This window comes from Gordonia sp. HS-NH1, assembly GCF_001418765.1.
Taxonomy (GTDB): Bacteria; Actinomycetota; Actinomycetes; order Mycobacteriales; family Mycobacteriaceae; genus Gordonia.
Window position 1 is genome coordinate 39344 of sequence record NZ_LIYC01000037.1, and the last position, 10481, is coordinate 49824.

Sequence of the window (10481 nt, forward strand, 5' to 3'; positions counted from 1 at the left end):
GAACGCCTGACCGGGGCGTGTGGACGGACACCGGGGGCGTGTCCGAGGCCGCAACTACATTGGGCACATGCCCGCAACCCTCGCCCCGGATCAGCTGACCGCCGCCAACCGCGTCATCACCAGCCTGGCCGGTGAGGGCGCCGCGCTGCGTGAGGATCAGCTCCGGGCCGTGACCGCGCTGGCCGGCCGCCCCGTCGACCCCGCCGAGCGCGGCGCGCGGGTCCTGGTGGTCCAGGCGACGGGATGGGGCAAGTCGGCGGTCTACTGGTCGGCGACCGCGATCATCCGGGCCGGTGGCGGTGGACCGACCCTCATCGTGTCGCCGCTGCTGTCCCTCATGCGCGACCAGGTCTCGGCAGCCGCCCGCGGCGGGTTGTCGGCGGCCACGCTCAACTCGTCGAACGTCGACGAGTGGTCGACGATCGAGGCGCAGCTGCGGGCCGGCGACCTCGACGTCCTGCTCGTGTCACCCGAACGGCTCGCCAACCCGGGCTTCGGCCGCCGAGTCCTCGACGCCCTCGCCGGCAACCTGGGTCTGCTCGTCATCGACGAGGCGCACGCGGTCTCCGACTGGGGTCACGATTTCCGTCCGGACTACCGCCGCGTGGCGGACGTGCTGCGCACCGTCAACCCGACCACGCCGGTGCTGGCCACCACCGCCACCGCCAACGCGCGTGTCACCGCCGACGTCGCCGCCCAGCTCGATGCCGGCACCGCCGGCGAGCCGACCCTGGTCCTCCGCGGGCCGCTCGCACGGAAGTCGCTGCACCTCAACGTCATCGACGGACTCTCGCCGGTCCAGCGGTACGGCTGGGTGGCGCAGTCGCTGCCCGCCCTCCCGGGCTCGGGCATCGTGTACGTGCTGACCGTCGCCGACGCCGACCGTCTGGTCGAGGCCATCCGAGCCGTCCACGGCGACGCGGTCGCGGTGGCCGCCTACACCGGCCAGCTCGACGCCGACCGTCGCCACGAACTAGAGGACGCACTGCTGCGCAACGAGGTCAAGGCGCTGGTCGCGACGTCGGCACTCGGAATGGGTTATGACAAACCCGATCTCGGTTTCGTCGTGCATGTCGGGTCACCACCGTCGCCGGTCTCCTACTACCAGCAGGTCGGTCGTGCCGGGCGCGCCCTCGACGATGCCGTCGTCATGCTCCTGGCGTCGCAGACCGACGACCGGATCTGGGATCACTTCGCGACCGCGACGATCCCCGACCCGGACAAGATGCGTGACCTCCTCAGCGCCCTGGACGCCGCGGACGAGCCGCAGTCGGTGGTGCAGCTCGAGGCCGCAACCCGGTTCCGTCGTACCCGGATCGAATTGATGCTCAAGCAACTGGCCGTGGACGGCGTCACCGACCGGACCCCCGACGGCTGGGTCGTCACCGGCAAGCCCTGGACCTACGACGCCGCGCACTACGACGGCATTCTCGCCGTACGCCGCCGGGAGGCCGACATCATGCGCGCCTACATCGCGGGGCGCACCTGCTTGATGCGGCTCCTGACCGAATCGCTCGACGATCCCCAGGCCGCGGACTGCGGGCGATGCTCGGTCTGCCGCGGCGCGCTCAGCGACGGACTCACCGACACCGTCGACGACGAGACCGTCCGCACCGTCACGTCGACGCTCCGCCGCAAGGCGCAGACCCTGGATCCGCGCAAGATGTGGCCGGGCGGCGAATTCGGCCGTCGCGGACGGATTCCCGCGGACCTGCTCGCCGCGCCGGGGCGCGTCCTGGCCCACGCCGACGCCCCGGAATGGGTCGAGGTGCTCGCCGCCGCCCGCAACGGTAACGAGCGAGCGGTGGCCGAGTTGGGCGACGCCGCGGTCGCGACACTGTCCGCGTGGGTGCGCGACACCGGCATCCGCGCCGACGTCATCGTGTCACTACGCCTGACCGGCACCGCACTCGCCGAGACCCTGGCCGAACACCTGCGGAAGGTCGGAAAACGCGATGGCGGCAGTTTCCCCGTGCGCATGGGTGACCCACCCGCCGACGCGACCGGCGCCGTCGAAGCCGCCTACTGGCGGGACCATCTCGGCGACCCGCCCGACGTCGCGGGCCGCAACGTGATGCTCGTGGTCGACGCCAACAGCTCGGGCTGGCCGATCACCCTGGCCGCCGCCGCCCTCCGCGAAGCGGGCGCGACCGCGGTGTTACCCCTGCTGATCCACCGGACGGTGTGAGCTCTCCGCAAACCCACCCTTTTTCGGCAAACCCACCCCCTCGCAGGGGTGTGGGTTTGCCGAAAAGTGGTGGGTTTGCAGACGGTGGGGTCAGTCGGCGACGTACTCGCCGTAGCCGAGGGAACGCAGGCTCGCGCGGATCTTCTCGGCCGCGGCGTCGAGGTCCTCGGGACGGGGGTTCTTGTTCGCGTTGGCGAGGTCGAAGGTCTCGAGCGACACCCCGGGGAACACGTGGACGTGCACGTGCGGCACTTCGAGGCCGGCGATCAGCAGACCCATCCGGGGAGCGTCGAAGGCGTCCTTGACCGCGCGTCCCACGTTCTGCGCGACCGCACTGAGATGGGCGAACGCGGCGGTGTCCATCTGCTCCCAGTGATCGACCTCGGCACGGGGAACCACCAGGACGTGACCGGGCGTGACCGGTTCGATGGTGAGGAACGCGACCGCCTCGCCGTCCTTCCAGACGAACCGGCCGGGGAGATCGCCGTTGATGATCATGCTGAAGACCGATGCCATGGGCGCGAGTCTAGTGGTGTGCCTCGGAGACAGATGACCCCCACGGCCACGGCGGGTGTCGTCGGCGAAAGTGTCGGGGTTCCATGACATCCTTTCGGTGTGAGTGGGCCAGAGTCATCCGGGGCGGGACGAACCCCCCGATCCGTCGTCGGATCCAGCGACGTCCTGGCCCGCGCCCAACGGTTCCCGCGTCTTCGGTACATGGGGTCGAAGTACCGTCTGCTGCCCCATCTCGAACGCACCTTCGCCGAGATCGGCGGGTCCACCGCGGTCGATGCGTTCTCCGGTTCCGGAGTCGTGTCCTACCTGCTGAAGGCGCAGGGCTTCGAGGTCGTCAGCAACGACTTCCTCAACTTCCCGCACATCATCACCCGCGCGTCGGTGGCCAATTCGAGTGTCCGGCTGGAGCCCGAACTGATCGAGGCGATCTGCGGTCCCGCCGCCGACGATCGCGACTACATCTCACGGACCTTCGACGGCCTGTACTTCACCCCCGAGGACCGGGCCTTCCTCGACTCGGCGTGGTCGCACGTCGACCTTCTGCGCGGGTACCGCCGCGACCTCGCGATCGCCGCCCTGGTGCTCTCGGCCGCACGCAAGCAACCGCGGGGCGTGTTCACCTTCACCGACTCGACGCGGTACGCCGACGGCCGGCGCGATCTGACCATGTCCTTGCGCGACCACTTCCGTCTCCGAGCCGCCGGGGACTACAACGCCACGGTGTTCAGCAATGCGCGCAGCAGCCGCAGCGTCCAAGGCGACATCTTCGACCTCGAACTGCCGTGGTCCGAACCGCCGGATCTGGTCTACCTCGACCCTCCGTACGCGCCCCCGACCGACGACAACGACTACATCAAGCGCTATCACTTCCTCGAGGGATTGTCGGCCTACTGGCGCGGCATGAGCATCATGGAGAACACCAAGACCAAGAAGCTGCCGAAACGCTTCACCCCGTTCGCCTACAAGCGGACCATCGAGGACGCCCTCTTGCGCACCTTCGAGCATTTCGAGGGCGCCGGCGCGATCGTGCTGTCGTACTCGTCGAATGCGTTGCCCGGCAAGGATCGGATCGTCGACCTGCTCGGGAAGGTCAAGCCGTCGGTGGAGGTCATCGCGATCGACCACAAGTACAGTTTCGGCACCCACGCGGCCGCGACGCGCCGCGACGTCAGCGAGTACCTCTTCATCGGCCGGGACTGACCGGCGGATACCCCCTGACGACACGGCGACACACATGAGCACCGCGGGCGACTTCGACGACTACCTGACATCGTTGGGACGGTTGACGTCTCATGTGGACCCGACCGCGTCGACGCCGGAGGCAGAGCGGATCACCCAGGCCACCGCGCGCCTCGGCGAACTCCTCGACACCGACATCGCGGGTCTCGCGGCCTGGGTGAGGGACAACCCCACAGACGTCCCCGTCCTCGGCCTCGCGGTCGGGCTGTCCCAGGAGAAGCTGAAGAACGCGCTGCGCGACCGGTTCGACACCAGCGGCTGGCACGCGCTGGCACGGGCGCAGCCGGTCGAGTTGGTGACCTGGCTCGACACCGAGTTCGACCTCGTCCGCATGCTGCGCACCCAGTTGTCGCGCACGTTCACCTTCGCCGACATCCTGGTGGCGCGCGCCGGCACCCGCGCCACCGCCACGCGCGCGGGAGCGTCGGGTCGGCGTATCGAGGACGAGATCGAGGACATCGCCCGCGACATCGGACTCGACTACGTCACCCGGTCGCGGTTCGCGGGACGCAACGGGCGGACCGCGCCCGCCGACCTGATCGTCGGCGACCCGTCGTCGGCCGACATCGTGGTGGCGGCCAAGGGTTTCGACTCGACCGGCTCCAAACTCACCGACGCGGTTCGCGAGATCGAGGAGATGGCCGAGGTGCGGTTGCCGACCCAGCTGGTTCTCGCGGTGATCGACGGGATCGGCTGGAAGTCACGGCAATCCGACCTGCGCCGCATCCATCAGCTGTGGGTGACACGCCAGATCGACGGGATGTACACACTCGTCGGACTCGACCGGTTCCGCGACGACGTCACCGACTTCGCGAAGCTCCGGCGGTTGATCTAGTCGACGTCGGCGAGCGGCAGCCTCACCCAGAACGACGCTCCCGCACCAGGACTCGTGTCGACGCCCACGCGCCCGCCGTGCGCGGCCACCAGGGCGGCGACGATCGACAGACCCAGACCGCTACCACCGCCGTCGCCGCGGTGCCGCGAGGAGTCACCGCGGTAGAACCGCTCGAAGACGTGCTCGGCATCCTCCGCCGTGAGTCCCGGGCCGGTGTCGGTGACGGTCAGCACCGCCTCGCCGGTGTCCGGACGGTCGTCGACGGTCACCCCGACCGTGATCGAGGCGTCGGTCGGCGTGTGGTTCACGGCGTTGCCGATGAGGTTGCGCAGCACCTGCACCAGACGCGGCCCGTCGCCGAGGACCACCGGCGGACGATCGCCCGCGACGACGTCGAGTCGGATCTCACGATCGGGCGCGGCGGCCCGTGCGCTCTGCACGGCGTCGGCGGCCAGGCCGAGCAGGTCCACGGGCGCGGAATCGACAGGACGCGCGGCATCGAGTCGCGCGAGCATCAGCAGGTCCTCCACCAGCAGGTTCATCCGGCCGGCCTCGTCGTCGATGCGTCGCATCGCATCGGTGACATCGGGAAGATCGGGGACATCGGCAACGCCGTGCTGTGAATAGAGTTCGGCGAAGCCCTTGATGGACGTGAGCGGTGTCCGCAATTCGTGGCTGGCGTCGGCGACGAAGCGTCGCATCCGCTCCTCGGAGGCGCGCGCCTGCTGTTCGGATGCGGCGGTCGAGGCGAAGGCGTGCTGGATCTGCCCGAGCATCCGGTTCAGCGAGTCCGACAGGCTGCCGACCTCGGTGTTGGCCGGCGCCGGCGGGACGCGCCGGGTCAGGTTCCCCTCCGCGATCTCGTGCGCGGTCTCCTCGACCCGCCGGAGCGGACGCAGACCGGTGCGCACCAGGACATAGCTCAGCACCCCGATCAGCAGGACGACCAGCACACCGATCCCGATCTGCAGCCAGATCAGCCTGCTCACCGTGTCGTCGATGTCGGACATCGGCGTGGCCACGATGGATCTGCCGAAGCTGTTGCTACGCTTGATAACCCGCCATTGTGGGCCGTCTCCGTCGACGGACGGGACGGTCACGGGTCCGGCGTTGTCGCGAGCCAGTCCGTCGAGGTCGGGGGCGTCGTCGAACTGGTTGTAGACATTGTCGGTCGAGACCCCACCGGGACCGTAGACGATGGACTCGACGTAATAGGGCGACGGCGGCCGGCGCGGTCCGGGCGGGCCGGGTCCGTCGCCGAGGAATCCACGGGGTTCGGCCCACGTGCGTATCGCGTTCGTCAGTCCCTCGTCGGCGCGCGCGATGAGGTCCTGACGCATCGACGAGGTCACCGCGATCCCGGAGGCGAGCAGCCCGACGGCGACGAGCAACACGGTCAGGGCCACCAGCGAGATCCGCAGCGGAAGACCGCGCTTGCGCGTCCCGCGACCGGTGCCGGCCACCGCCCGATCAGTCACGGGGCTCTCGCATCACGTAACCCACTCCGCGGAGGGTGTGGATGAGTCGCTTGTCGCCGGTGTCCAGTTTGCGTCGCAGGTACGACACATAGGATTCGACGACGTTCACCTCTCCCCCGAAGTCGTAGTTCCAGACATGGTCGAGGATGCGCGGTTTGGACAGCACCGTGCCCGCATTGACCATGAAGTAGCGCAGCAGGGTGAACTCCGTCGGCGAGAGCGGAACCAACTCGCCCGCCTTGAACACCTCGTGGGTCTCGTCGTCGAGTTCGATGTCGGCGAAGGTGATCTTCGACGACGCGCGCTGCTGATCGTCGAAACCACTGCGCCGCAACAGCACCTGCAGGCGGGCCACGACCTCTTCGAGGCTGAACGGTTTGGTCACGTAGTCGTCGCCGCCGATGGTCAGGCCGTTGATCTTGTCCTCCACCGTGTCCCGCGCCGACAGGAACAGCGCGGGTGCCTCCACCCCGTCGGCACGCAGGCGGCGCAGGAGCCCGAACCCGTCCATGCCCGGCATCATCACGTCGAGGACGAGGACGTCGGGTTTGGCGGCGCGGCACCTGTCGAGAGCCGCCGGACCGTCGGCGGCGGTCTCGACCTCGTACCCCTGGAATTTCAGCGACACCGACAACAGCTGACGGATGTTCTCCTCGTCGTCGAGGACGAGGACCTTCGCCCCGCGCGTGCCGTTCTGATTCGCCGCTTCACTCACACGATCAGACTCCCAGGACGCCCTGGTATCTCACTGTAGGCACGCTGGGAGATTCCTGTGAGCGTTGACCAGCGGTTTCACCGAGGCCGCAGCCTCAAGCGTCGGGGTGACCGTACGCCGCGGCGATCTCTTCCGAACCGCGCCAGCGGGAGTAGGTCGGGCTCTGTGGCCATCCGTCCGGAGAGTCCTGCCACTCCTCCTGACGCCCGTAGGGCAGCACGTCGAGGAGTCCGAACGTGAAGCCGAGTTGTTCGGTGCCCCGTCCGGTGGAATGCCAGGTGCGGTACACCGTATCGCCGTCGCGGAGGAAGACGTTGACCGCGAACCCCTCCCCCGGCGCGGCATCGACATCCGCCGAGAAGGTCGTACCCGCCGAGGAATACCAGTCCATCCGATTGCCGACGCGCTGCTTGTAGGCAAGCGCCTCCTCGATCGTCCCGTGCGTGATGATGACGAAGCGCGCGTCGTAGTCGGCGAGGTAGTCGAGCCGGCTGAACTGGGTGGTGAAGCCGGTGCAACCCGGGCACTGGAACTCGGCGCCGTCGGTCCACATGTGGTTGTAGACGATCAGCTGTGAGCGTCCGTCGAAGACATCGACCAGCCGAACCGGTCCGTCGGGCCCGGTCAGGACATAGTCGTCCATCTCGACCATGGGGAGTCGGCGACGCTGCGCGGCGACGGCGTCGAGTTCGCGGGTCGCCGCCTTCTCGCGGCGGCGCAGGTCGGCCAGCGCCGTCGCCCAGGTCTCGCGGTCGGCCACGGGTGGGAGTGCCGTACTCACGAAGATGCCTCTCGCATGACAGTGCCTTTCGCTCGGTGATGAGAACAGTTCACCGGGTAAGACCCGCCCTTGCTCCGAAATTCATCGCACCGCGGGAACGGCACCTGCCTAGGCGGTGAGTTCGTAGGCCGCCTGGAGCCGGCGCACGTGCTCGCGGACCTCGTACAGTTCCCGGCGCGCGGTTCGCAGAGCCTTCTCGCCGCCTCGACCGGCCTGCAGGCTCTCCACGAGTGAGTCGGCGACGCGTTCCAGCTCGTCAACCAGCACCCGGGCCTGCGCCTGTGCGACGGGATCGACAGATCGTCGCGAGCGAACCATGGGGTCATCGTAGGTTCTTCGATCGTTAACCGCTCGCGGAACCGCCGTCCACCGACCGGGGTGGAACGTCGATGGCGGCGAGATGAACGGTCGATGAATCTCTTCATCGTGACGGTCCACATTGTCGCGTTCGGACTAAATTGTGTCCATGGATGCCCATGACGAGCGTCGTCAGATCAGCGAAGTCCAGGACCGGCTCATCGGCCTCTACTCGCACCGTTCGCCCAACGACGTCGCCGCCGCGGTCGAGAAGGCATACCAGCACTTCGACGGCACCGAGGTCCGCGACTTCGTGCCACTCCTCGTCGAACGACGCGCGAACAAGGATCTCGGCGGCACCGACGTCATGGCCGATCCCGCCTCGGTCCCGCCGCACGTCGGGGAGTGACCGAAACGGGGGATGACACCGTGACGCCCGGTCACGTGGTCAGCAGCAGCCGGTGGTGGCGCTGAGGACGTTGCGGAGGGCTTCCAACGATTCGGGTCTCGACCGATAATAGACGTTCATCCCGCGACGCTCGGGCGAGACCATCCCGGCTTTTCGCAGCTGACCCAGATGGTGGCTCGTCGTCGCCTCGGTGAGTCCGACGGCTGTCGCGAGGTCGCACGTGCAGATCCCGTCGCCGTCGTCGGCGAGGAGGATCGAGACGAGCTTGATCCGCGCAGGGTCGGCAAGAGCCTTGAGCCGCAACGCGATCTCGAGAGCAGTGGCGTCGTCGAGTGGTGCCGCCGACACCGGCGCACAACAGATGGGGGCACTGATGTCGACCATCGGCAAGGTCTTCGGCATGATCCGACCCTACCCCTCCTATTGACATATGTCGAAAAGGTGGCATCCTGCAAGGACGACCCCGATTAGACATATATCTCACAGGTAAAGGTGGCTCGTCATGTCCCGTATCCAGCTCGCACTCAATGTCGATGATCTCGGTGCCGCCGTCGAGTTCTACGCCAAGCTGTTCGACACCGCCCCGGCGAAACGGAAGCCCGGTTACGCGAACTTCGCGATCGCCGAACCTCCGTTGAAGCTGGTGCTTCTGGAGAATCCGGGCCGCGGCGGCACCATCAACCACCTCGGCGTCGAAGTCGAGTCGAGCGAGAAGGTGCACTCCGAGATCGCCCGACTCTCCGACGAGGGCCTGTTCACACAGGAGGAGATCAACTCGACCTGTTGCTTCGCGACCCAGGACAAGGTGTGGGTGACCGGCCCGAGCGACGAGAAATGGGAGGTCTACACCGTGCTCGCCGACTCCGAAACCTTCGGCGTCAGCCCGAAGTTGTTGGAAGCGAACGAAGTCGACGGAGATCAGCAGGGCGCGGCGTGTTGCGGTGGCGCCTCCGATTCACCCGGTGCCCGCACGGCCTGCTGCTGAACGAGCGCAGCACATTCTTGTCGGAGGGTGCCCGTATGTTTGAGTCATGCAGTTCGGGGGTGACGGCACAGACACTTCGGGCGAGAGGCCCGAAGCCGAGTCCTCGCTGCCCGCAGCGCTTTCCGACTTCGAGTTGTCTCCCGGGGAGCTCGTCGACGTCATCACCCACTGCGGCCGCGACCTGTTCGGCTACCTCGTACCCGGACGCCCGCCTGATCATCCGGCACGCAGTCACCTCGCCGAGCAGCGAGCCACCCGCACCACCGCCCACCGTCGCGAAGTCGACGCGTGGAACGCTGCCAACCCACCGCCGTTCTGAACCACCCGGGCGGCAAACCCACCACAGATGGACCGACCAAGACCTGGATCGGGTGTGGGTTTGTCGATCTGTGATGGGTTTGGGGGCTGCACCCCGCCGTCGCTCCAGAGCTGTCTATCGGTCCAGACGGCCGGCGAGGTCGCGGATGCGTGCGGTGATGTCGTCGCGGATCAGCCGCATCCGCTCGATGCCGTCGACGCCTCGAGCAGAGGGTTCGACGGTGTTCCACACCTCGACGTCGACCCCCTCCGGCGGAGTGACCTCGGCGGTCCCGACCACCACGACCAGATCCGCCGCGCGCATCAGTTCGTCGGTGAGTTGCCGCGGTTGATGTCCGGTGACGTCGGCGCCGACCTCGGCGAGCACCTGGGCGGACAATTCGTTGACCTGGCCGCCGATCTTCGCGACGGTGCCGGCCGACGAGGCGGCGATCCGGCCGGTGACCGTTGACGTGAGGTGTTCGGCCATCACGGATTTGCCGCGGTTGCTCACGCAGACGAACAGCACGTCGTATGGGTCAGGCATCACGTACCGGCTCCTTGGTCGGATCGATGACTCCGGTGAACCTCTTGCGCAGCGCGAGGGAGACGTACACGAGCGCGACGAGGACGGGCACCTCGATGAGTGGGCCGATGACTCCGGCAAGAGCCTGACCGGAGGTCGCACCATAGGTCGCGATCGCAACGGCGATGGCCAGCTCGAAGTTGTTGCCGGCGGCG

At 67.8% G+C, this 10481-nt stretch carries 14 protein-coding genes; 6 read left to right on the forward strand and 8 right to left on the reverse strand.

The window, feature by feature from the left end; translation table 11 throughout:
• The first annotated feature begins 67 nt into the window (after positions 1–67).
• Positions 68–2188: a RecQ family ATP-dependent DNA helicase gene (locus tag AMD30_RS19675; RefSeq protein WP_055476794.1), complete on the forward strand. Its 2121-nt coding sequence runs from the start codon at positions 68–70 to the stop codon at positions 2186–2188.
• A gap of 90 nt (positions 2189–2278) precedes the next feature.
• Here the strand turns inward: AMD30_RS19675 and AMD30_RS19680 are convergent, their stop codons facing one another.
• Entirely contained in the window at positions 2279–2704 is a 426-nt protein-coding gene (locus tag AMD30_RS19680) for an HIT family protein (RefSeq protein ID WP_055476795.1), read from the reverse strand.
• Between the two features lie 99 nt (positions 2705–2803).
• Here AMD30_RS19680 and AMD30_RS19685 point away from each other — a divergent pair, with 99 nt between their 5' ends.
• Together AMD30_RS19685 and AMD30_RS19690 are read left to right on the forward strand one after the other, a co-directional pair.
• The gene (locus AMD30_RS19685; protein WP_442902728.1) at positions 2804–3904 is read left to right on the forward strand and encodes a DNA adenine methylase; all 1101 of its coding nucleotides are present in this window, start codon (positions 2804–2806) and stop codon (positions 3902–3904) included.
• Positions 3905–3938: 34 nt separating this feature from the next.
• The gene (locus tag AMD30_RS19690) at positions 3939–4778 is read left to right on the forward strand and encodes a hypothetical protein (protein ID WP_010844182.1); all 840 of its coding nucleotides are present in this window, start codon (positions 3939–3941) and stop codon (positions 4776–4778) included.
• Here AMD30_RS19690 and AMD30_RS19695 read toward each other — a convergent pair.
• The 4 genes from AMD30_RS19695 to AMD30_RS19710 all read right to left on the reverse strand — a co-directional run bounded on the left by AMD30_RS19695 (position 4775) and on the right by AMD30_RS19710 (position 8070).
• Complete coding sequence (locus AMD30_RS19695) at positions 4775–6256, reverse strand: sensor histidine kinase (protein WP_055476797.1); 1482 nt, start codon at positions 6254–6256, stop codon at positions 4775–4777. The genes AMD30_RS19690 and AMD30_RS19695 overlap by 4 nt on opposite strands.
• Positions 6249–6971 (reverse strand): response regulator transcription factor, encoded by a 723-nt coding sequence (locus AMD30_RS19700; RefSeq protein ID WP_055476798.1) that lies wholly within the window; start codon positions 6969–6971, stop codon positions 6249–6251. Before AMD30_RS19700 ends, AMD30_RS19695 begins: the two co-directional genes overlap by 8 nt.
• A 94-nt stretch (positions 6972–7065) precedes the next feature.
• On the reverse strand, positions 7066–7752 hold the full coding sequence (locus AMD30_RS19705) for a DUF899 domain-containing protein (protein WP_055476799.1): 687 nt from the start codon (positions 7750–7752) through the stop codon (positions 7066–7068).
• 108 nt (positions 7753–7860) lie between these two features.
• A complete protein-coding gene (locus AMD30_RS19710) occupies positions 7861–8070 on the reverse strand; it encodes a hypothetical protein (RefSeq protein WP_010844178.1) in 210 nt (69 codons plus the stop codon).
• 148 nt (positions 8071–8218) lie between these two features.
• Here AMD30_RS19710 and AMD30_RS19715 point away from each other — a divergent pair, with 148 nt between their 5' ends.
• A complete protein-coding gene (locus AMD30_RS19715; protein ID WP_010844177.1) occupies positions 8219–8458 on the forward strand; it encodes a three-helix bundle dimerization domain-containing protein in 240 nt (79 codons plus the stop codon).
• A gap of 39 nt (positions 8459–8497) precedes the next feature.
• On the opposite strand, the gene AMD30_RS19720 is transcribed toward AMD30_RS19715, so the two are convergent.
• Positions 8498–8860 (reverse strand): Rv2640c family ArsR-like transcriptional regulator, encoded by a 363-nt coding sequence (locus tag AMD30_RS19720; protein ID WP_010844176.1) that lies wholly within the window; start codon positions 8858–8860, stop codon positions 8498–8500.
• Between the two features lie 100 nt (positions 8861–8960).
• On the opposite strand from AMD30_RS19720, the gene AMD30_RS19725 reads away from it, so the two are divergent.
• Positions 8961–9443, forward strand: coding sequence for an ArsI/CadI family heavy metal resistance metalloenzyme (locus AMD30_RS19725; RefSeq protein WP_055476800.1), 483 nt, complete (start codon positions 8961–8963; stop codon positions 9441–9443).
• Positions 9444–9489: 46 nt separating this feature from the next.
• Entirely contained in the window at positions 9490–9762 is a 273-nt protein-coding gene (locus AMD30_RS19730) for a hypothetical protein (RefSeq protein ID WP_055476801.1), read from the forward strand.
• Positions 9763–9876: 114 nt separating this feature from the next.
• Here AMD30_RS19730 and AMD30_RS19735 read toward each other — a convergent pair whose 3' ends face one another.
• Positions 9877–10287 (reverse strand): arsenate-mycothiol transferase ArsC, encoded by a 411-nt coding sequence (locus AMD30_RS19735; RefSeq protein WP_055476802.1) that lies wholly within the window; start codon positions 10285–10287, stop codon positions 9877–9879.
• Positions 10280–10481 (reverse strand): arsenic resistance protein (locus AMD30_RS19740; protein ID WP_442902729.1); only part of this gene is annotated, 202 nt, incomplete at its 5' end. The genes AMD30_RS19740 and AMD30_RS19735, both read right to left, overlap by 8 nt.

Excerpts from the sequence above, each read along its gene's own strand:
- AMD30_RS19715 (WP_010844177.1), top strand. The coding sequence starts at position 8,219 with ATGGATGCCCATGACGAGCGTCGTCAGATCAGCGAAGTCCAGGACCGG.
- AMD30_RS19680 (WP_055476795.1), bottom strand. The coding sequence starts at position 2,704 with ATGGCATCGGTCTTCAGCATGATCATCAACGGCGATCTCCCCGGCCGG.
- AMD30_RS19720 (WP_010844176.1), bottom strand. The coding sequence starts at position 8,860 with ATGCCGAAGACCTTGCCGATGGTCGACATCAGTGCCCCCATCTGTTGT.
- AMD30_RS19690 (WP_010844182.1), top strand. The coding sequence starts at position 3,939 with ATGAGCACCGCGGGCGACTTCGACGACTACCTGACATCGTTGGGACGG.
- AMD30_RS19675 (WP_055476794.1), top strand. The coding sequence starts at position 68 with ATGCCCGCAACCCTCGCCCCGGATCAGCTGACCGCCGCCAACCGCGTC.
- AMD30_RS19710 (WP_010844178.1), bottom strand. The coding sequence starts at position 8,070 with ATGGTTCGCTCGCGACGATCTGTCGATCCCGTCGCACAGGCGCAGGCC.
- AMD30_RS19735 (WP_055476802.1), bottom strand. The coding sequence starts at position 10,287 with ATGCCTGACCCATACGACGTGCTGTTCGTCTGCGTGAGCAACCGCGGC.
- AMD30_RS19730 (WP_055476801.1), top strand. The coding sequence starts at position 9,490 with ATGCAGTTCGGGGGTGACGGCACAGACACTTCGGGCGAGAGGCCCGAA.
- AMD30_RS19725 (WP_055476800.1), top strand. The coding sequence starts at position 8,961 with ATGTCCCGTATCCAGCTCGCACTCAATGTCGATGATCTCGGTGCCGCC.